At 60.4% G+C, this 20,579-nt stretch carries 17 protein-coding genes; 8 read left to right on the top strand and 9 right to left on the bottom strand.

The window, feature by feature from the left end:
• Positions 1-70: 70 nt before the first annotated feature.
• Complete coding sequence (locus tag P0592_RS03955) at positions 71-2,470, top strand: STT3 domain-containing protein (protein ID WP_276272970.1); 2,400 nt, start codon at positions 71-73, stop codon at positions 2,468-2,470.
• Between the two features lie 23 nt (positions 2,471-2,493).
• Here the strand turns inward: P0592_RS03955 and P0592_RS03950 are convergent, their stop codons facing one another.
• The gene (locus P0592_RS03950) at positions 2,494-3,657 is read right to left on the bottom strand and encodes a glycosyltransferase family 4 protein (protein ID WP_276272969.1); all 1,164 of its coding nucleotides are present in this window, start codon (positions 3,655-3,657) and stop codon (positions 2,494-2,496) included.
• 93 nt (positions 3,658-3,750) lie between these two features.
• On the opposite strand from P0592_RS03950, the gene P0592_RS03945 reads away from it, so the two are divergent.
• A complete protein-coding gene (locus P0592_RS03945) occupies positions 3,751-4,863 on the top strand; it encodes a glycosyltransferase family 4 protein (RefSeq protein WP_276272968.1) in 1,113 nt (370 codons plus the stop codon).
• Here the strand turns inward: P0592_RS03945 and P0592_RS03940 are convergent.
• A complete protein-coding gene (locus P0592_RS03940) occupies positions 4,853-5,962 on the bottom strand; it encodes a glycosyltransferase family 4 protein (RefSeq protein WP_276272967.1) in 1,110 nt (369 codons plus the stop codon). The two genes, P0592_RS03945 and P0592_RS03940, sit on opposite strands and share 11 nt — an antisense overlap.
• Positions 5,963-6,070: 108 nt before the next feature.
• On the opposite strand from P0592_RS03940, the gene P0592_RS03935 reads away from it, so the two are divergent.
• Positions 6,071-7,186, top strand: a complete 1,116-nt coding sequence (locus P0592_RS03935) for a glycosyltransferase family 4 protein (protein ID WP_276272966.1) — start codon at positions 6,071-6,073, stop codon at positions 7,184-7,186.
• Here P0592_RS03935 and P0592_RS03930 read toward each other — a convergent pair.
• Genes P0592_RS03930 through P0592_RS03920 form a run of 3 tightly spaced genes read right to left on the bottom strand, consistent with a single transcriptional unit; the run spans position 7,183 to position 9,448 of the window.
• Positions 7,183-8,379 (bottom strand): glycosyltransferase family 2 protein, encoded by a 1,197-nt coding sequence (locus tag P0592_RS03930; protein ID WP_276272965.1) that lies wholly within the window; start codon positions 8,377-8,379, stop codon positions 7,183-7,185. The two genes, P0592_RS03935 and P0592_RS03930, sit on opposite strands and share 4 nt — an antisense overlap.
• Before the next feature lie 48 nt (positions 8,380-8,427).
• A complete protein-coding gene (locus P0592_RS03925) occupies positions 8,428-8,922 on the bottom strand; it encodes a metal-dependent hydrolase (protein ID WP_276272964.1) in 495 nt (164 codons plus the stop codon).
• Positions 8,915-9,448: an OB-like fold-containing membrane protein gene (locus P0592_RS03920; protein ID WP_276272963.1), complete on the bottom strand. Its 534-nt coding sequence runs from the start codon at positions 9,446-9,448 to the stop codon at positions 8,915-8,917. Before P0592_RS03920 ends, P0592_RS03925 begins: the two co-directional genes overlap by 8 nt.
• 116 nt (positions 9,449-9,564) lie before the next feature.
• Here P0592_RS03920 and P0592_RS03915 point away from each other — a divergent pair, with 116 nt between their 5' ends.
• Positions 9,565-10,551 (top strand): glycosyltransferase family 2 protein, encoded by a 987-nt coding sequence (locus tag P0592_RS03915; protein ID WP_276272962.1) that lies wholly within the window; start codon positions 9,565-9,567, stop codon positions 10,549-10,551.
• Between the two features lie 10 nt (positions 10,552-10,561).
• Here P0592_RS03915 and P0592_RS03910 read toward each other — a convergent pair whose 3' ends face one another.
• A complete protein-coding gene (locus P0592_RS03910) occupies positions 10,562-11,728 on the bottom strand; it encodes a glycosyltransferase family 4 protein (RefSeq protein ID WP_473092231.1) in 1,167 nt (388 codons plus the stop codon).
• 260 nt (positions 11,729-11,988) lie between these two features.
• On the opposite strand from P0592_RS03910, the gene P0592_RS03905 reads away from it, so the two are divergent.
• The gene (locus tag P0592_RS03905; protein ID WP_276272960.1) at positions 11,989-12,921 is read left to right on the top strand and encodes a glycosyltransferase; all 933 of its coding nucleotides are present in this window, start codon (positions 11,989-11,991) and stop codon (positions 12,919-12,921) included.
• Between the two features lie 65 nt (positions 12,922-12,986).
• Positions 12,987-14,144 (top strand): glycosyltransferase family 4 protein, encoded by a 1,158-nt coding sequence (locus P0592_RS03900; RefSeq protein WP_276272959.1) that lies wholly within the window; start codon positions 12,987-12,989, stop codon positions 14,142-14,144.
• Positions 14,145-14,161: 17 nt separating this feature from the next.
• On the opposite strand, the gene P0592_RS03895 is transcribed toward P0592_RS03900, so the two are convergent.
• Positions 14,162-15,604: a flippase gene (locus tag P0592_RS03895; protein WP_276272958.1), complete on the bottom strand. Its 1,443-nt coding sequence runs from the start codon at positions 15,602-15,604 to the stop codon at positions 14,162-14,164.
• 169 nt (positions 15,605-15,773) lie between these two features.
• On the opposite strand from P0592_RS03895, the gene P0592_RS03890 reads away from it, so the two are divergent.
• Entirely contained in the window at positions 15,774-16,907 is a 1,134-nt protein-coding gene (locus P0592_RS03890) for a glycosyltransferase family 4 protein (RefSeq protein ID WP_276272957.1), read from the top strand.
• Positions 16,908-17,340: 433 nt separating this feature from the next.
• On the opposite strand, the gene P0592_RS20205 is transcribed toward P0592_RS03890, so the two are convergent.
• Positions 17,341-17,478 (bottom strand): sulfatase-like hydrolase/transferase, encoded by a 138-nt coding sequence (locus P0592_RS20205; RefSeq protein ID WP_419181127.1) that lies wholly within the window; start codon positions 17,476-17,478, stop codon positions 17,341-17,343.
• A 221-nt stretch (positions 17,479-17,699) separates the two neighbouring features.
• The gene (locus P0592_RS03885) at positions 17,700-19,568 is read right to left on the bottom strand and encodes a transposase (protein ID WP_276272956.1); all 1,869 of its coding nucleotides are present in this window, start codon (positions 19,566-19,568) and stop codon (positions 17,700-17,702) included.
• A 96-nt stretch (positions 19,569-19,664) separates the two neighbouring features.
• On the opposite strand from P0592_RS03885, the gene P0592_RS03880 reads away from it, so the two are divergent.
• The gene (locus tag P0592_RS03880; RefSeq protein ID WP_276272955.1) at positions 19,665-20,516 is read left to right on the top strand and encodes a class I SAM-dependent methyltransferase; all 852 of its coding nucleotides are present in this window, start codon (positions 19,665-19,667) and stop codon (positions 20,514-20,516) included.
• Positions 20,517-20,579 lie beyond the last annotated feature (63 nt).

Genomic DNA, 20,579 nt, shown 5'->3' with positions numbered 1-20,579 from the left:
TCTGGGACCGCTCCCGTTCGCGGAACCGTACCTCTATTATGCTCCACCGGTCTACCTCAGATACGAACCGATGGACGAGCAGGTACGGGAGCAGGCGCGGACGCTATTGGAGGACCGCCCCGAACTCCGGAGTGATCTGCGTGCCATTCTCGAACAGGACGAACACGGTCCGTGGTCGTTCCAGGACGTTCCAGTCGATTCCGGTGCGTTCGGCGAGATCGTCTCTGCGGAACTGGTCGAAGAGACCGACGACGGCTACCGGGTTCGCGACCCGGATGCGCTCTCACAGGTGCTGGATGCACCGGACGACTCAGGTATCGACGACACCGGTGATGGAATTTCCGTGCTGTCGGACATCGACGTGTCGTTCGATACTCGCAGACTCGGGGCCCTCGCCGCCGCGTTGCTGTTCGTCGCGCTCGTTCGCACTGCCCTGATATACCCGGCGGTATTCCGGGACGGAACGATCGTTCTCGCCGGGAACGATCCGTATATGTACCACGAGGCCGTCGAGATACTCCTCTCGGAGGGACCGTCCGCGTTCACGCTCGGTGGCCTCTCGGACCTCGCTATCGAGTTTCTCTCGTCGGAGATCCGGACCCACGACACGCTTCTCATCGTGACGCTGTGGTGGGGAGCGGCGACGCTCGGTGGGACCACAGCGGCAGTCAGTACGGTCCTCGCGTGGTATCCGATACTGGCAGCGCTCGTCACGGCGGCCGCGACCTACGGGATCACGCACCGTCTGACCGGCGACGTGCGGTGTGCCATCGCATCGGTCGTTATGCTCGCGGTCACACCTGCCCACGCTTACCGCACTGCCCTCGGCTACGCAGATCATCACGCGTTCGATTTTATGCTGCTGTCACTCACCGCTCTTGCCGTCCTCGTGGTCGTCGACGAGCGCTTCGATCGCGACCGCCCACGACTCGGCGTGTCACTGACGGGTTGGACCGCGATCGTCGGCGGTGGCATTACCGTCGCCGCACAAGCCGCAGCGTGGCGTGGCGGGCCACTGTTGCTGCTACCGATCGCGTTCTACGCCGTGGCGCGGGCGTACTTCGATCTTCGCGCCGACGCACGGCCGCTCCGGACCACTGGCCCCCTGATCGGGCTGCTCACTATCGGGACCGTCCTCTCGTACGGCGTCCACGCAGGTCTCGGCTGGCTGCAGCCCTACCGCGCACTCGCACCTGCACTCCTGCTCGTCGGCGTCGTGACCGTCGTCACCATCGCGGTGGTCGTCGATCAGCTCGATCTCCCCGCCTGGACGGTCTTTGCGGGGACTGCCGGCATCGGTGCCGCTGGGATCGGCCTCGTCCCGCTTGTCGTCCCGCCGGTTGCACGGGCAGTGACCGAGTTCGGGAGCTATCTCGCCCGATATGGGCGGAGCGATATCGCCGAGACACAGTCGCTGTTCAGTCAGGGGAACATCGTCGCGCCGATATTCCTCTTCGGCCTGCTGTTCTTCATCGCGCTACCGTACCTCGTCTGGGGGACGTGGCGACAGGTCTCTCAGGCGCGACGGCCCGACTGGCTCCTCGTCACGTCGTACGCGTGGTGGTTCTTCGGTCTCGCGATCGTCCAGAACCGATTCACCGGTGAGCTGTCCCCGTTCTTTGCCGTGTTCGCTGGCATCGCGTTCGTCCATCTCGCCGCGTGGACCGACATCTTACAGCCGCTCTCTCTTACTGACAGGAGCGAAGACGTTGGTGCTGCAGCGGACGGTGGGATCGAGCCCCTCTCTCGGCTCGACTACCGGACGATCGGCTATCTTGTCGTCCTCTTCCTGCTGGTCGGTGGACTTGGCATCGTCCAGTCGTCGGTGAAGATGCAGCAGATCGCGGTCAACGACGCGGAGTACGAAACTGCGTCGTGGGTCGGTGAGTATGCTGACGACCGCGGGATGACGTATCCCGACAACTACGTGTTGAGCCGCTGGGGAAGCAACCGTCCCGATAACTACCTCGTGAACGGAGAGACCGAATCCTACGGCTATGCTCTGGAGAACTACGAGCGGTTCGCTCGCTCGCAGACGGGCGATGGCTGGTACGAGCAGTTCAGGAACGACGACGTGGGCTTCATCATCGTTCGACCAGTGGCGGGGTCCGCGAACGGATCGGTCCACTCGCAACTGCACGACCACTACGGCAGTCGGACCGGCCAGCGTCCCGCTCTGACGCACTACCGTGCCCTGTACCACTCCACTGGGGGTGACATCGTCGCGTTCGAGGTCGTGCCCGGGGCGACGGTGACGGGCACTGCGTCGCCCGGACAGACGATCACCGCCGAGACCGCAGTCACACTGCCACCCCAGGGGACCGAGTCGACCTACGCTCGACAGGTCTTCGTCAGTCAAAACGGCACCTACCAGTTCACGACGCCGTACGCGGGCACGTACACCGTCGGCAACTCCACGGTCACGGTCTCGGAGGCGGCCGTCCGGAACGGCAGAACCGTCGAGGACTGAGCTGTGCCGGTGGGGGCCGGCTGCTACTCGCTGGTGAGGTGGGCTTCGACTGCGGCCACCACCTCCTCTCGGAACTGAGCTCGACTGTTGAACTGGGCCCGCTGTGACAGCTCCTCGAGTAGCCGCTGGTGTGACTGGGGGGTTCTCAGCGTCGTCCCGATCTTCTCGACGGCGTCGGCCCGGTCGCTGTAACAGAGTTCGTCGATGTTCCCGACGACGGCCTGCTGACCACCGCTTGCGTGGACGAACGGGAGCGACCCGCTCGCGACCATCTCGGCGACCGCCATCCCGAAGTGTTCGTACCGACGGGTGTGGAGTCCGTACCGGTGGGACTCGAGTAGCGCCGTCAGATCCGATCGCGGCAGCTCGCCCTCCAGATGGACGTACGGTCTGGTCGACGCACGATCCGCGAGGTCGGCGTGGTACGACTCGTCACCGACGGGGCCGACGATGTGGACGTGAGTGTCGACACCGCTGGCACGCAGCGCGTCCACGATGTCGATGGCGAGCTGCTGGCGCTTCAGGGGGTGGATCCGACCAACGGAGACGAAGCCGGACTCCATCGCCTCCCACTCGGGGGGATCGAACGCGTCAGTATCGACGGGTGGGTGGAGGACGCGTGCGTCCCGGCCGAGCGTCTCCGCGATGACGGTCGCCGTCCAGGTGGAGTTCGTCAGCGTCGTCCTGGTACCGCCGCTATCACGTCGCTTGAGCGCCCGACAGAGTCGGTGGTACGGCGGATAGAGCGACTCCTCGAACCGGGTCCCGTACTGTCGCATCGCCGCGGGCGAAAAGTAGGGGAAGTGAACGTACTCGACCGTGTCGCCGATCGAGAACTCCCCGTGCGTACAGACGAGCGTGTCGTGGGCGGACTGATACCGGTCGGCGACGATGCGCTCGAACACCGTCTGCCGGAGCAGCGGGAAGTCCGTGACGCCGAGTGGGCGGGCGGCCCGTCGGGCGAGTTCGACTGCGGCGACGGTCGCCCCATCGACCGTGACGATGTCTACGGTGCCCGGTACCGTCGTCCCGAGCCGCTCGTTCAGCGCCGAGAAGTCGGGGGCGTCGGTCGTGTACAGCGTCACGTCGTGACCCGCCTCGATCAGTGCCGCGACGGTGTGGACACCGACCGCCTCCGCACCGCCACCGGCGGTGATCGACGCGTGGACGACCCCAATGTCTGCCATCGGGTCACGGTACTGGGAGCGGCCCTATGCCTCTTTCGCGCGACGCGCGTCAGTACGGTTTTGCCCGTCGACGGCCAACGGCTACCAGATCCGATGCACGTGACGCTCGTGTCGACGCCGCCGGAGACCACGTCGGGGACGGGACAGTACACCGACGCGCTCGGCGACGAACTGGCCGACGACGACGGCGTGACCCACGAATATCTCCCGCTCGATGGTGCGAACCCGATCCCCTTCGTCTCGACGGCGATACGAGCCGGCGACGGGGAGACCGACGTCGTCCACGTTCAGTTCGACTACGTCCTCTTCGGGCCCCTGGGGTTGTACACGCTCTTGGTCTTCCCGCTGCTCTGGCTGCGGGCGCGTCGACAAGGGTTCGCGCTGGTCGTGACGATGCACGAGGCCCTCAACGGGGCGCTGGTCACACCGCCGCTGGCCCCGCTCAAGGCCCTGTACGCTCGCCTCATCAATCGCCTGATCGCCCGAACGGCCGATGGGGTGGTCTTCCTGTCGGGGGAGGCAGAGGACCGATTCGAGGTCAGCGTCGGCGACGGCCCGTTCCACCACATCCCTCACGGGGCCGACCGGACCGAGACGCGCGAGATGGACACGGCCGACGCCAAGCGGGCGTTCGGATACGGCGCCGAGACACGGCTGGTCGTCGAACCCGGGTACGTCAGTCCCCGGAAGGGAAGCGATCTGTTCCTGTCGCTCGCACGGCGGTGTCCGGATGTCGAGTTCCTCCTCGCGGGTGGGCCGCCACGCGAGCGACACACGGCGTTCTTCGAGTCGATCCGTGGCGACGCACCGCCGAATCTCCGGGTGACCGGCCACCTCGACGACGACCGTTTCCACGCCGCGTTCGTCGCGGCTGACCTCGTCGTCCTCCCGTACAACGAGACCGAGCAGACCGGCATCGTCAACGCGGTCAACCAGAGCGGCGTGTTCAACTGGTGTGCCGCCTACGGCGTGCCGGTACTGGCGAGCGACTGCGCACACTTCCGCAGTCTGCACACGGAGTGGGACGCGGTGTGGCTGTTCGATCCCGCGGATCTCGACGACGCTGCACAGCGGCTGCGACGGTTGCTCGACGACGAGGCCGAACGAGCCAGGCTGGCGTCCACCGTCGAGCGGTACGCGAGGGAGCACTCGCTCTCGGCAGCCGCCGACGAGCACCGAACGCTGTACCGACGGGTCACTCGATGAGTGAGCGGGCAAACTGCAGCGTCTGGTCGGCGACCGACTCCCAGGTGTACTGCTCCGCGAGCTGTCGACAGGCTCGTGGACTGTACGCGCTGGCGTCGAAGCTCTCGATCGCGTCCCCGAGCACTACCGGATCGCCGGGCGGCACGATTCGTGCGACCTCGTCGGTGAGGACCTCCGCGCTCCCGCAGTGGTCGGGCCCGGTGACGACGACCGGCGTGGCACACGCTAGCGATTCGAGGACGATGTTCCCGAACGGTTCGTACTGTGCCGGGTGCACCAGCGCTCGCGCACCGCGGTACAGCTCCGGGAGCCGGGACTGTTCAACGTAGCCCAGAAACTCGACGTTCGAAGGTGTCTTATCGCCTGCTGGCCGTGTCGTCCCCGCGATCCGGAGCGGTCGCTCGGTCGCCGCGAACGCGTCGACGACCGTCTCGTACCCTTTCCGGGCCTGGTCGCCACCGACGAACAGGAAGTACGACCCATAGCTTTCGGGTCCGGGACTGAACTGCTCGGTGTCCACGCCGTTGTGGACCACCGTCGTCGGACCCGAGAAACCTGTGTCTTGCTCCTGGATTCGCTTCGTGAGATCGCTGACGAACACCAGTCCGTCGGCGCTCGCCAGCGCGTTGCGCTCCACCCGGCGTTCCAGCGGGCGGACACCGTGGGAGAGGCCAGCTCGAACGAACGGCCGAACGGGCGCCGGGTACCGCCGGAACGGGAAGAAATCGAACTTCCGCCCGAGATTGAAGTGGATCTTCTGGACGACCGGCTGGACGAGCGAGAGCCGACCGAACTGGATATACTCGTGGCTGTGGACGACGTCGATGTCGTCGAGCCACGGTGGTTTGGCGGCGAGCGCTGATCGAACGGCGCGGTCGAACCACGCACGCGGGCTCACGTGCTTCCGACAGTCCAGCCGCACCACGTCGACCTCGGGCAGCGTCGCGTGGGTCTCGTCGGCGTAGTCGCCGGCAGTCGAACTGAGAACGGTGACGCGGTGTCCCGTCTCGATGAGCGCCCGTGCGAGGTTGTACGCGTGGTAGGCGACGCCGCCGACGACGTCGGGCGGGAACTCACGAGCGACGAGCAACACGTGCATAGCGGGCAGGGTTCGCTTGGGTGGACCCCTCGCGGTCGGAAATCAGTTTCGAGGAGCGCCGCTGGCGGACCAGAACGCCCTTACCGTGGCGGGCTGGACGGTGACAGTATGGATATCGCGTTCGTGACGAACGTTGTCTATCCGTTCGTCACGGGCGGGGCCGAGAAGCGCGTCTACGAGATCGGGACGCGGCTGACCGACCGCGGTCACACCGTGACAGTGTACGGTCGGCACTTCTGGGACGGCTCAGCGGAGACGACTCACGATGGGTTGCGACTTCGAGCCGTCGCCGACGAACGAGTGCTGTACACCGACGATCGCCGGTCGATCGGCGAGGCCATCGAGTTCGGACTGCGACTCCTCGGGCCGCTCCGGCGCAATCTCGATGCCCACGATGTCGTCGTCGCGTCGGTGTTCCCGTACTTCCCGGTGCTCGCCGCGGGGGCCGCGACGTGGCGACGCGACGTGCCGCTCGTGACGACGTGGCACGAGTGCTGGCGGGAGTACTGGTGGGAGTACCTCGGGTATCTGGGGATCGCCGGGATCGGCGTCGAACGAGCGACGGCCGCGGTACCCCAGCACCCGGTCGCCGTCTCCTCGGTGACCGCCGACCGGCTCGCCGGGATCGGGCCGGCCCGGGACAGTATCGACGTCGTCCCGAACGGCGTCGACGTCGAGCGCATCCGCGCGATCGAGCCCGCCGACACGTCGTTCGACGTCCTGTTCGTCGGCCGGCTCGTCGAGGCCAAGCGGGTGGATCTGTTGCTGGAGGCCGCCGCGACGGTCGAGGATGCGGCGGTTGGCATCGTCGGCGACGGTCCCGAGCGGGACCGACTCGAATCGCTCGCGGGGTCGCTCGGGATCGCCGACCGGGTCTCGTTTCTCGGATTCCTTGAGGAGTACGACGACGTGCTGGCGCACTTGCGCGCGGCCGAGGTGTTCGCGACGGCGTCCGTCCGGGAGGGGTTCGGTATCACACTCGTCGAGGCGATGGCCGCTGACTGCACGGTCGTGGCCGTCGACCACCCGAACTCGGCCGCTACGGAGGTCGTCGACGGCGCGGGGTTCCTCGCCGAGCCGACGGTCGAGTCGCTGTCGACGGAACTGGAGCGTGCGCTGTCTGGTGTACGACCCCCAGTCGCGCCGACGAGTCGGGCAGCCACGTTCGACTGGGACAACGTGACTGATCGGGCCGAGACGGTCTACCGGCGCGTGCTCGACTAGGGCTTTTCGTCTCGGATCGACCCGATGAAGAAGGAGCCGAACACGGTCTGGATGCCGATGACGACGACCGTGAACGCGAGGATGTCGTGTGTCAACGCCGGCAGCGCGTTGTACCCGGCGAGCAGCCATCGGACGACCAGCGAACCGGCGTAGGCCACCCCGACGCCGAACAGGAGGAGGCCGGTCGCCAGCCCCCGCTCGAGAGTGAGGTGGTCGAGGACCCACTCAGTCGTCGGGTCCGACGGACGGCGGATCGGGTCCGTCGTCATCGTCGAGAAGATCCCGAGACTGGCCACCTGGTAGCCGGCGATCGTCAGCAGGCTGCCGGCGACCATCGACCGGATCCCGAACCAGACCGGGCCGCCGCCGGGGCCGACGAGCTGGATGTCGAAGAAGGCTAGTGCCATCACGACGACGCCCGCCGTCGCGAGCACGCCGCCGGGGACGGAGAACAGGTACCCCGGCGCGTTGACGAGCATAAATCGCAGGTGCTCCCAGCCGTCACGGAAGCTGTTCAGGGTCGCCTCGCCGACCCGCTCGTGGTAGGTGATCGGCACCTCCTCGATCCGGTAGCCCCGTGCGCTCGCGGCCATAATCATCTCGCTGGCGAACTCCATCCCGTCGGTCTCCAGGTCGAGTTCTCCGAGGACCTCACGCCTGACGACGCGGAACCCGCTGTGGGCGTCGGTGACGCCGGCGTCGTAGAAGTGGTTCAGGAACGCCGTCAGCGCGGGGTTGCCCAGGTACTGGTGGAGCGTGGGCATCGCACCCGACTTGATCTCGCCGGCGAACCGGCTCCCGAGGACCAGGTCGGCGTCGGTCTCCCGGGCCCGCTCGAACAGCTTCGGGAGTTCCCGGAAGTCGTAGGTCGTGTCCGCGTCCCCCATCACGACGTACTCGCCGCGGGCCCGCTCGAAGGCGTACCGGTACGCGTAGCCGTAGCCGCCCCGGTCGGGTTCGACGACCGTCGCGCCGTGTTCGCGGGCGATCGCCGGCGTCTCGTCGGTCGAGCTGTCGCTGATGATGACCTCCGCGGTGACGCCCAACTCCGCGATAGCGTCTTCGATAGCTGTCAGGCAGGCCTCAATACCGGCCGCCTCGTTCTTCGTCGGGAGAACGACACTGAGCGTTGGTGCCGCGTCGCTGTCGGCCGACAGCGCGTGCGTCGTCTCCTCCGCCGGCTCTGTTGCCATCCGTCGTGTGGGTATGTCGCCGGTCGCGGGTATAGGCGTTCTGTTCGCTCACTCCGTCCGTGGGCGGTGCCGGACCGCGTACCACGCCACGGCGGCGAGCGCAGCCGTCGTGACGAGCGGCCAGAGGTCCGTGCTGAGATACAGCCCCGGACTCGGCGGCTGGTAGCGCGCCAGCGGCCAGACGACCGACTGCGAGCGCCCGTCCGGGAGTCGGATGAACGCGTCGGCGACGAGGTGAGAGACCGCGCCGAGGGCCAGCAGCGGCCCGACTCGGTACCGCTCGCCGGGTTCGGCGATGGTAACCCCGACGAGGAGTACGAGCGTTACGCCGCCGCCGGTCTGGAGGCCACCCCAGTCGAAGGGGACGCCCAGTATCTCCGACACCGTCGCGTCCGCGACCAGCGCGCTCACGTGATTCAGATCCGGTACCAGCGCGCCGACCATCGCCATCGTGACGTACGCCGGCCTCACCCAGTCGTGGCGGGCCGCCAGCAGCGTCCCGAGCGCGTACGCGAGCAGGACGTGGGTCAGGAGGTCAGGCATCGTCGCCCTCCCTGTCGACGCGTCTCATCCAATCTCGTAGCGGTGTGACCGGACGCGGCCGTCGCTCGATCACGGCCCGGGCCAGCGACGGCCGCCACGCCCGGAGCCCGCGCCAGAGAACCCACAGACCAGCGAGTGCCGAGATGACTCGCGTCCGCCAGTAGCTATCTTGGGGTTTGCGGACGGTCTCGATCGCCTCGACCTGCTGGTCCGGTCGGAGCGTCCCGTACACCGAGAGCACGTCACCCCGTGCCACCTCTCTGTCGACCCCCTCGACTGTGAGGACGACCGACGCACCCGACGAGGCGGTGACGCGGATTCGGATCGGGTCAGAACTGACGACAGGGCCCCACAATCCGACCTCATCACCGACGTACGTATCGTAGTCACCCACCACGTCACTGTTCTCCGGATAAACGCCGGCTTCCGGTGCCGGCGGCAGGCTCCCGAACCACACGAGCGCCAGACCGATCACTGCCAGCAATATACCAACCGCCAGGAGTCGATGGCGCGGCCGCTCGCTCATCCACTCACCCGCCGTCGAACGCATCGTCGTCTGGCACAACTCATCCGTCGTCCCGTCCGCCCCTGTCGGTTCGTACCAATAGAGATAAGTTAGGCGTTATGTAATGTGTCCACAGCGTGAGCGCCCTTACAGCTCCCGACGAGCGATCGGACGCCGAGACGCGGCAGATTCAGGTTTCGGTCGTGCTCCCCGTCTACAACGAAGAGGGGAACCTGAAACCACTCGCCTCGGAGCTGTCGGAGGTCCTCGACGACGAGTACGACCGCTGGGAGGTCGTCTTCGTCGACGACGGCTCGACCGACGGGAGCTACGAGACGCTCGCCGACATCCACGACGCCGACGCCCGATTCAAGGTCGTGAAGTTCCGCGGGAACTTCGGCCAGAGCCCGGCGATCGACGCCGGACTGGACTACGCCAAGGGCGACGTCGTCGTCACAATGGACTCCGACGGGCAGAACGACCCCGCGGACATCCCGAAGCTCGTCGCGAAACTCGACGAGGGCTACGACTGCGTCTCCGGATGGCGGAAGGACCGCGACGACCCCTTCACCAAGCGGTTCTTCTCGCGGTTCGCCTCGGGACTCCGGCAGCTCTTCCTCGGGACGGACCTCCACGACTACGGCTGTACGCTGAAGGCGTTCCGCCGACCGGCCGCGAAGGATATGGACCTCTCCGGGGAGATGCACCGCTACATCCCGGCGCTGTTGAACTGGCGGGGCTACCGCATCGCCGAGGTCGAGGTGAACCACCGGCCCCGCCGGAACGGCCAGACGAAGTACTCCTGGCAACGGCTCCCTAAGGGCTTTCTTGACCTGGTGAACGTCTGGTTCTGGCAGAAGTTCTCCGGCCGACCGCTGCATATCTTCGGTGGGTTGGGGATCCTGTCGATGGTCATCGGCACGGCCAGTGGCCTGTACTCGGCGTGGCTGAAGTTCGGGGCCGGCGCGAACCTCTCGGACACGGCGCTGCCGCTGTTCGCCGTGTTTATGGTGATGATCGGCGTCCAGTTCTTCATCTCCGGGATCCTGGCCGACATCGGGATCAAGGGGTACCAGCACGCGAAGGACGAGGAGCCGTATCGGGTTCGAGAAGTGCTTGATTAACGCTCTCGGCTCAGATAGCGTAATCGTATGCCGCTTCCACTGTGTCAGTGAGCCGTCCCCAGGAGTACTCAGATAGTATCCGCTCTCGGGCCGTAGTACCGATCTGATCTCGCTTGCTCTCGTCTGTGAGCAGCGCCGTGACCTTGTCGGCGAACGGGTCAACGGTGTCGGGCTGGACCAGTAATCCGGATTCATCGTGCTGGATATATTCGGATATCTGCCCGACCTTGTCGGCGACGACGGGGAGTCCAGCAAGGAGCAACTCGGTCAATTTGGCCGGACATTTGGCGCGGTTTATCAGTGAATCAGCAAAAGGGTACACAGCCACGTCAGAAGCGGCGAAATAGTCTGGTAACGCGTCAAACTTCACCCACCCCAGCATTTCCGTCGAATCAGCCAATCCGGCCCGGTCAATCTCTGCGGCAAAGTCATCGTGTTCACCGTCTCTTCCTTTTCCGATAACCACGAACACTGTCGACGGATGCATAGCCTTTATTTGTGAGAATATCTGTATAAGCCGGCTAATGTCATATTCGAAAAACCGCGTGTACAACAGTACGACTGGGGCATCACTTAGCCCGAGTCGTTCCATAATTTTATTACCGGTTCTGTCCTCGATATTGACTCGGTCTCTGGACTGTCCGTTCGGGACGTAGAACGTTTTGGCAGCTGGCACACTGCGTCCCCAGACCTGTGTCTGGAGCGTCCTGCTGGCTACTGTTACAGCGTCTACCGCGTGGGGTGTGAACACCTCCTGATAATGAAGAACACGTTTGATGACTGACCCCCACTCTCGACGTCTATTCTGTCCACCATTCCCTTCCCAGTCGTCAGTATCGAGGACAACTGAAGTGCCCCGGCGAGCAGCGAAATACGCTGCGACGGCACCGGAAATACCGATTGGTTTGAAAGCGTGGACCACTTCGGGCGACAGTTTCGATACCACATCGACTGTCTTACGGGCTAAAATCGGGAATTTGAGTGAGTTCTGGCAAGGAACGGAGAGGTGACGGATTGTGACACCATCGCTATCATAAATTTGCCCCCCTTCGTCGGGGTTGTCCCAGGGAGGGACGATGATATTGACTTCGTGACCGCGTTCAGAAAGGATAGAAGCGATAGGAACCATCCGAGCCCGGACTGTGCCCTTCTTATTATAGCTGAAAGGCGCAACCATCGCAATATGCATCGGTTACCACGGATACGTTCCATAGAATAATATACCCGTTGATCACCAAAGTATCTTAACGACACTACGACGATATCGCTTTCAAATAACACAAAATAAATACCCCCACATAGATTCTTAGACATATGGATGTTCTATTTTTTCTAGCCGGTGACAGAGAACGTGCGAGTAGTCGCTTCCGCGTGCTAAACCTTCTTCCCACCTTGGAAGGTAGTGGTATTGTCACCGATGTGCTGTCGTTGTCAGGGATGACCAAGCGTGTCCTTGGTCCGAACGCTGTCGGATACACGGTTGCACTGTTCCTGTTGACCGCTCGGGCCCCATTCTACGACATCGTCTTTATCCAGAAGGTCCCGCTGCCAGGATTCTACGTCCGGTTCCTCCGGCTTTTCACGCCTGTTGTATATGATTTCGACGATGCGCTCTTTGTGACGAAACCATCGGAAGGCGGCAGAAGCAAGTGGAAACCACTCTTGGACAGTTGTTTGTCGGCTTCGACGGCAGTAGTGGCCGGGAGTGCGGAACTTCGGACATACGCAGAGCAGTACGCCGACGATGTCTTCACACTCCCCACGGGAATTCCCCGAGATCCCCACGTGAGTCGACAACAGCGAGCGGCCGATGGCGAAGCGACGATCGGATGGATTGGAAATCCTGAAAATCTTATTTATCTGGAGGCACATTCGGAATCGCTCGAAAGAGTGCTACAGGACAGCGAGAACACGAAGCTCCTCATCATAACGGCAGGGTCTTTTCCAACGAAGCCACTTGCCGACCGCGACGATGTCGAGTATCGAGAGTGGAGTGTAGATACCGGGCTAGACGCGCTCTCGGAAGCAGATATTGGTATCCGGCCGTTATCAGAAGACAGGTGGACACGGAGCAAAGGCGGATTCACATCCGTGATTCAGATGATGGCACTCGCACTGCCAGTCGTCGTTACGCCAGTCGGGATGCTCTCAGAGATAGTAGAACACAAGAAGTCGGGGTTCCATGCGGAGAATAGTACGGACTGGGAAACCTACCTGAACAAGCTCGTCAGTGACGAAACGCTCCGCCAGACGATGGGGGACGAAGCCGCCGCTCGCGTTGACGAACGCGGCTTCTGGGCTGAAGACAAGGCCAGAGAGTTAGCAGTAATTCTGCGGGATATCAGAACACAGCGTTCGGCTCCAAACTGAGACGGGCAGCCCTCAGAAGGCCGCAGTATCGACAATATTTTTTCCTCTTATGGGTTTGATTCGGTGTGAAAACCGAACAGCAGACCGTCCTCTTTGTGTCTCATTCTTCTGGTCTATATGGGGGAGAGCGTTCCTTACTGGACTTGATATCGATGTGTCCAGCGGATATCAAGCCGATAGTACTAGTCCCGTCGGAGGGGAAACTAACTAAAAGATTAGAACGCAGGGACGTAGACTACCTGAAGGTGCCATACACACTGTGGATTTCCCCGCCGAAATTCTTCCCAGTTCTCGGACCTGCCCATTTGGCGAAAAATCTAATCGGGTATCTATTGATGCGGTCGTCACTTGAGGAGTACGATATCGATGTCGTGTACACGAATACGATTGCAGCACCGATGGGCGGTCTCGTAGCCGAGTATCTCTCAGTACCTAACATCTGGCACATTCGAGAGTTCGTTGAGGAAGACCACAACCGCTGGTTCGATCTCGGAAAGAGAATCACGACCGAGTTTATTGAGCGGAGCTCCAGCACGGTTGTTTACAATTCGAACGCGGTTGAGCGCAAGTACACCTCGTTTTTCGACGACCCCAGAGAGCGCGTTGTTTACAATGGTCCAATATCTGCTGACAAACTGGATGAGCGTAATATTCGAACGTCTGGAATCGCCGGTCCAGTTGACATAGTAATAGTCGGGTCCATCCGCCAGGGAAAGAACCAGATAGAAGCCATCGAAATGCTCGGCGAGGCCGCGGAGCGCGATATTGATATCGAGTTGACTATCGTTGGGGATGGCGACAGCGGGTACATCAAAAGCTGCCAGGCGCGCGCCGACAAACTTGGCGTCTCGGATCAGGTCCACTGGGAAGGATATCAGGACGAGGTAGCTGATTATTACCGGGAGACGGACGTCACGCTGGTCCCATCCAAGTCCGAAGCCTTCGGGCGAGTTGTCGTCGAAGCGATGAGTTACGGGTCGCCTGTCCTCGCGCGTGATGCGGGGGCGTTACCCGAACTAATCACACACGGTGAGACGGGACTTCTTTACACAACTATCACTGAACTTCTGGACCACATCGACGAGCTCCGGACCGACGATACGCTGCCACAGAGACTGTCGGCCAATGGGCTGGAGCACGTCCGAGATAACTTTACGAAGGAAGCATACGCGTCGAAAATATATTCTATTATCCGGTCTGAGATACTCACCCAGTCAACCTGAGTATCGATAAACCGTCGTTACGTCAGTCCGTCTACCACGGGTCGGAGCGCGTCTGACACTCTTACGCGAATCGTCTCGGAGGAGAACAGTACGAGCCCATAGATAACCACGCCACAGGTCACGACGGCTAACAGTTCAACGATATCGGTGATCGTCATCAGGAGTTGGATTCTGTATAGTACGAATGCCATCACGACGGACGCAGCGACGGACCAGAGCATTTCGGCGACGGGGAAATCAACGGTGATGAACTTGTTCAGGTAGTGGGTATGCAGGCCGGTGTTGACCACGAATGAGATGGCAGTCGCCACCGCGGCGCCGGCGATACCGAACTGCCAGATCAGGACGACGTTCAGGACTAGGTTCACGGTAATCGCGACGGCGGTCGCGTAGGCCGCGAGATCTGGGTTGTCAAGTGCTTGGAGTGACCGGCCCAGCATTATGTGGACTGCCTGGAATATTTTCTCACCCATCAGGATAATCAACACGAGCCACGCCGTGGTGAACTCCGGACCAAAGAGTATCCGAAGGATTTCATCGGACAGGACGATAGTGCCTGCGAAGGCTGGAATGACAATAAGCAGTGCCGGAAGCATAGCCGTCGGGAGTACGTTTTCTATTCGGTCAGTCGCGTCTTCGGCGTCCCACTTGCTCATCTGGGGGAAAATAGTCGTCGCGATTGCGCGGCCGAGCAGCAGGACAATCATCGAAACGCGCCAAGCGTTCTCGTAGGCCCCAATATCAGCGCGAGTAGCAGTTAGTTCTAGCGAGACGAACAAGGAGAGAATCGCCACGTCCATCCAGCTGTAGAAGTAGCCACCGAGTGACGAGACGACACTGAACTTTCCGTAATCAAACAGCGAGCGGGCGTGCGATATCTTCGGCCGGGCGAACGACGTTGAGACGCGCCACCAGCCAGCAACGAGCATAGCGACGGTGCCAGCGAGATAACCGTAGATGAGGGCTATGAGACCGTACCCCTGCGCGATGAGGAGGTAGCCGACTGTGAGGAACCCGACTGGTCTGAGTATCCGTACGAGAGCCGTCTGTCCCGTCCGGAGTTCACCACGAAGGACGGACAGCGACATGTTGGCCCCTTCCTGCACGAATAAGACGACGACAAGTAACAGGGCAATATCCTCGCCGAGATACTGATTTATTTGGGTCTGGGCGAGGATAATGAGAGTACCGATGAGTACTAGCGGTGGCAGCTTCAGCACTAAGGCCGTACTAAGGAATGACCCCGGATCACTCCCCTCGCTGAGACGTTTCTCCGTAGCGGCGCTGATTCCGAAGTCCGCAGGTATGGCGAGCAGACCCAGCAACGCGAGAAACGGATAATACGTCCCGAGCGGTGCCGCACCCAGTTCTTGAGAGAAAAGCACAATCGCTAGAAACGAGAGGACAGAGGAGACAACGTTCGCTGAAAAGATCTTCAACGCTGAACGAACGAGATTCATACGAACATCTTCAAGGATATCCGAGTATGGGTTTGTAGATTGCGAAATTGGGTATGGAGAGACGGGTCACGAAAGGCACAGTGATGCAGAGTCTTAGCTGTTAGAACACTGTAATACGTATCGGATTTCGTAGTTCATAAATGTATAAGGACGCAAAAGCAGGTAGTAAGTGAAGATTTCTATTCTCTCACCGGACCTCTCTGAGAACGGTCTCGGTCGGGCGTATCTCCTCGCGCAACTGCTTGAGCAGGACTACGAAGTTGAGATAATCGGCCCGGAACTCGGCGGCGGAATCTGGGAACCCGTGGCAGACGAGTATAAATATAAATCGGTCCCGATGAGCAAGTTCGCGTACAACTTCGTGAGAAAATATCCAGCGATATCGAAGCAAATCACGGGTGATGTGGTCTACGCGTCGAAACCAAGGATGACGAGCTTCGGGTGGGGACTGGTACACGTGGTCCGTGAACGAAAACCGCTTGTACTGGACATCGATGACTGGGAATCTGGATTTTACTATGACCGTGACCACGCTCGCATCCTGTCGCACATCAAATATTTCCCCCATCTTGCAGATCTGAACTCGCTGAACTACAATCGGGTCTTGGAGCGGCTATCCACCTATGCGGACGAACTGACGGTATCGAACAGTTTCTTGCAGGACAAGTTCGGCGGAACGGTGATTCCACACGTCAGAGATACAGCGGCTTTCAACCCTGGTCTGTACGATAAAGCGGCACTCCGAGCTGAGTTCGGGTTACCAGCTGACAAACAGCTTGTCTTGTTCAGCGGGACGCCACGCCCTCACAAGGGTCTCGACGATTTGATAACAGCGATGGAGCAGTTGGAGCGGCCGGATGCGTCGCTGCTGATTGTCGGGGCAAGCGATTCAGACTACGTACGGGAGTTGCGGTCACGGGCCGGAGACCAGGTGCTATTCCGTGGCCAGCAACCGTTCGAGGATATCCCGAAGTGGATCGCTGCGGCTGACGTCTTCGCCATTCCACAGAAAGATGTCTTTAGCACCAAGGGACAGCTTCCCGCGAAGCTGTTCGATGCGATGGCGATGGGAAAAGCAATCGTGGCCACGGCCGTTTCCGACGTTCCAGAGATACTGGCCGACGCTGGGATGCTGGTCACCCCCGAATCGCCGGCTGAATTATCTTCGGCCATCGAGATGCTGCTAGACGACGGGGACCTGCGGGCCGAGTTCGAGCGAAAGGCCAGAGAGCGTTGTGTGGAGCAGTACAGCTACGAGGCTATGGCGCCACGGCTCACCGAGGTTATTGAGGAAGCCGCTTGAGCGAGCCAGGACATCGGTTATTTGTATTCCAGAGCGTCCAGTTGGTCCTTTACTTTGACCGCATCTCTATCGTCGAGTCCCGGTATATCACCTTCGAGTGTCTCGACTGAAGGATAGGATGTATCATCGAGTGTCGACTGTGCTTCCGGTGAAATGGTCCCCTCAACCTCTTGTGTTCCATCGTACCGCTGAATCGCATACCCCCTTTTGTAGTAACACGAATTGCAGTATTCGATTTCGAAACGACTGCGCGATTTATATCGCTGAGTGGGTTTCTCCCCGGAGAATCAGTTTACCGGCCCACGTGGTTAGCCACACACCAGTGGATATCCGCATGTTGAACGAGATGTGAGATGTGTTTACCACCGTGTTCCTGGTTGGGATATTTGATAAGCAGCGGTGTATGAACCAATTCATCGATGGGATCGGCATCCTACTGATGGCTCTGCACACCTTTTTGTCCGAACCCTTCCCCGTGGTCGGAAACCACGATTACCAGCGCGTCGCCATACTGACCTGACGTTTCCAATCCCGAAAAGAATCTGGCAATCTCACGGTCCAGAAACCGAATCTTTTCTTCATATATTATATATAATATATCATATCATCCCCGATATTTTCCCTATCGGTAAACGCCTCGTTGATGCGGCTCAATTCTGTATCGGACACATCTAACTCCAGTTCGCTGTCAGGGACGCCATCAGGAACAAACGGATAGTGTGGGTCCATATAACAGTTCTCGGTAATCGGATCGAAATTCGTAACTTCGAAACGACGATTCGTGGGGGCGAATCAGGTGGACAGATCAAGGCCGCTGGCGTCCGCTAAGATGTCACTCTTTTCTGAGAGGTCGTCCACTTCACCGATGTCCGTCGGGTGAAGATCATTGACGAGCGCGGTCATGAATTCGTTCGCCGTGTACTCGTAGTTCCCTTGGTCGTCCTTCACTCGCAACGGCTCGTCAGCCTCGTGGGGGACGTAGTCCCGCTTGTTCGCCGCCGCGAGTACGTTCGCGCCCATCCACATGTTGTTCAGAAGGATCGCCCAGTTGAACAGGAACACGCGCTGGTTCTGCATCGGCGTCGCTGATTTCGGCATGAAGTCGTGTTTCAGCATCCGATACGCTGTTTCGATACCCCACCGGAGTCGGTAGTCGGCGGCCAGCGCCGCACCGCCACCATCGACACTCTCCGGGTCGATGTTCGTGTAGAACGCTTCCCAGTTCTTCGGGTCTTCGAGGCCGGTGTCGGCCCGCTTCAGCCGCTTCTCCGACGGGTTCACGAACAGATAGTGGTCGGCGGCGTCGGACGCGCCGATTCCGACTTCGTATGGCTGAGAGTTCCACGAGTCCTCTCGGAGTTCTGTGCCTACGATGAGGTCCTTGAACGCGCCTATGTTCCGCGGCGCGGTGATGACGAAGTCTTGGTCACGCTCCTTCAGTTCGTCCTTGACCTTCGTAGTGTAGAAGTCCTTGTCGAGGAACACGCGCCCGACATCGAACTTCGCTTCCGAGTAGTTCAGTAGCTGGTTCAAGTGGTAGGCCCGGCGGTTTCGACGTTCGACCGACCGCGCGGCGAACGTCATCGGCACCGGCGTTCCAACGAGCGAGACGGTGGCGAACTGCCACGAGTGCGAGTAGTTCCGGCCGGGCTTCGTCCCTTCGACGGCACCGGGCTGTTCGCATTCTTCGTCCGGCATGTCTTCGTCGTCAATCTTTCCGAACCACGGCCACCCGGTGAGGTCTACGGCAAGATCGGGCCGGCCGGGAAGCAGATTGTAGCGGTCGAGCAGGTCCAGATACTGCTCGAAGGCACAGATGAACATCGCCCGAAACTGGCCGCGTGAGGACTCTCGTACCTGATTCCAGAGTGCCTTCGAGGTCGGTGTCTTCCGCGCCCAGTAGTACGGTTTCTGCTGGAGGCTATCACGGGCGTTGTTCGGGTGGATGTTATGGTGGGACGCGAGTTCGTACGGCTTGAACACCTCCCACTTGTCGTAGTACGGGTCCGTGCGGCCAAGTTGGATGCAGGCGTAGCCAGTCGTCTTCATTGCCCGCGTGAGCTTCACGAGTTCCGGCGCGTCTATGCCGTCGGCCACGGCCTCTGGGTCAGGCGCGTCACGAAGATCGGCCATCTCAACACTCTCGTCTTCGGCCCACCGCGCGACGTTCTCCGCCGCGGTTTCGAAGCGTGCGAGTTTCTCGTCGGGAATGCGGTCCCGGATGTTGTCGATGGTGCGCTCACTGACGCGCTCGGAGACATTCATCTCCTCGTGGACCGCGTGGTCGTCCATCTGCTCTTCGAGCCTGTAGGACGGCGTACCAGTGAGTTCTTGGCCGAGAATCAGACGTTGGGCTTCGGTGTCGGTGAGGTCACGGGCGAGGCCGTCAACACCGAGTTCGAACCGAGTAGTGCGGAACACCCCGATACGGGCGACAGCTTCGCGCGGGGAGAGACCGCGCTGGAGGGCGTCGCGTAGCTGCTCCTCAATCGGAATTGGGTCACCAAGCGTAGCGACCTTGACGTCGGGCTGGTCGCCGTAGACGCTCTCGTCAGAAGTCTTCTTTAGATTGGTGCCTGCTACGAAGTTGTCTTCAGCGTCGGACGAATCGCCAGTCTCCCACGAGACGTCGAGCCCGTTGAATAGGTCATCGTCCGACATTTCCTGAAAATCGTCGGCTAGCCATTATAAAACACGTAGGATGCGAAAGAGAGTAATCCAGGTACTTATATTGGGTTACAACACAATCTTCCAGTTATGCCATCCAAAGTGAACTCCGCCCTAGAGATTCTACAACAGGAGGGGCCGGTCCCTCTCGCTCAGAAGACCTCACTCTTTCTGGCTCGACAAACATCTGCCGGGAGACAGATTTTATATGAAAAATCGAAGGACCAGATCCGGGAGCGAATGGACGCCGAGGAGGGGCTGGAGGATATTTTAGATACTGTGTTAGATGTCAAACCCGGTTACCCCCCCTATGAGGTTTTCACGATGCAATTGAGAGACGAGATCAAGACCCTAACTAACCTCGTTGAGAAAGAACGACCTCAGAGCGTCTTGGAAATCGGTACTGCAAAGGGGGGATCATTCTACATCTGGAGTCGCCATCTTGACAGCGTTAATAGACTAATAAGCCTGGATTTGCCAGGTGGAAGGTTTGGTGGTGGATATGATGAGCAAAAGACCGAGATCTTCCGGGAATTCTCACCTTCTAAGAAAATGGATTTCGTAAGGGCTGACTCACATCAATCTGCCACATATGATGAAGTTTCTGATCTTGTTGATGGCGGTATTGATTTTCTATTTATCGACGGAGATCACACGTATGAAGGAGTCAAACAGGACTTTGAGATGTATAGTGAGTTAGTTTCCGAAGGTGGCATTATCGCGCTACATGATATTGTCACTCACCCAAATAATGAGGAAGTAGTCAAAAGACGACGACAGAATGTGGAAGATATTGAAGAGCGCCATCTCTCGTGGGGTGAAAGTGCTCCCGACTGTAATGTTGACCAGTTTTGGACTGAGTTAGTTGAGGAATATGATACAGAAGAGATTATTTCTCATCCAAAACAAACGTGGGCAGGAATCGGTGTAGTTCGTCTGTAAAAACCACAATTTTCTAACAGCACTGTCAAAGCCGACGCTTCATCAGCTCGCTTAGCGACCTCC

It is taken from the genome of Haloarcula litorea (assembly GCF_029338195.1).
Classification (GTDB): Archaea; Halobacteriota; Halobacteria; order Halobacteriales; family Haloarculaceae; genus Haloarcula; species Haloarcula litorea.
This window is presented reverse-complemented; position numbering and strand designations above follow the sequence as displayed.

Excerpts from the sequence above, each read along its gene's own strand:
- P0592_RS03905 (WP_276272960.1), top strand. The coding sequence starts at position 11,989 with ATGACCAAGCGTGTCCTTGGTCCGAACGCTGTCGGATACACGGTTGCA.
- P0592_RS03940 (WP_276272967.1), bottom strand. The coding sequence starts at position 5,962 with ATGCACGTGTTGCTCGTCGCTCGTGAGTTCCCGCCCGACGTCGTCGGC.
- P0592_RS03925 (WP_276272964.1), bottom strand. The coding sequence starts at position 8,922 with ATGCCTGACCTCCTGACCCACGTCCTGCTCGCGTACGCGCTCGGGACG.
- P0592_RS03880 (WP_276272955.1), top strand. The coding sequence starts at position 19,665 with ATGCCATCCAAAGTGAACTCCGCCCTAGAGATTCTACAACAGGAGGGG.
- P0592_RS03885 (WP_276272956.1), bottom strand. The coding sequence starts at position 19,568 with ATGTCGGACGATGACCTATTCAACGGGCTCGACGTCTCGTGGGAGACT.
- P0592_RS03920 (WP_276272963.1), bottom strand. The coding sequence starts at position 9,448 with ATGAGCGAGCGGCCGCGCCATCGACTCCTGGCGGTTGGTATATTGCTG.
- P0592_RS03910 (WP_473092231.1), bottom strand. The coding sequence starts at position 11,728 with ATGGTTGCGCCTTTCAGCTATAATAAGAAGGGCACAGTCCGGGCTCGG.
- P0592_RS03955 (WP_276272970.1), top strand. The coding sequence starts at position 71 with ATGGACGAGCAGGTACGGGAGCAGGCGCGGACGCTATTGGAGGACCGC.
- P0592_RS03935 (WP_276272966.1), top strand. The coding sequence starts at position 6,071 with ATGGATATCGCGTTCGTGACGAACGTTGTCTATCCGTTCGTCACGGGC.
- P0592_RS03930 (WP_276272965.1), bottom strand. The coding sequence starts at position 8,379 with ATGGCAACAGAGCCGGCGGAGGAGACGACGCACGCGCTGTCGGCCGAC.
- P0592_RS03950 (WP_276272969.1), bottom strand. The coding sequence starts at position 3,657 with ATGGCAGACATTGGGGTCGTCCACGCGTCGATCACCGCCGGTGGCGGT.
- P0592_RS03895 (WP_276272958.1), bottom strand. The coding sequence starts at position 15,604 with ATGAATCTCGTTCGTTCAGCGTTGAAGATCTTTTCAGCGAACGTTGTC.
- P0592_RS03945 (WP_276272968.1), top strand. The coding sequence starts at position 3,751 with ATGCACGTGACGCTCGTGTCGACGCCGCCGGAGACCACGTCGGGGACG.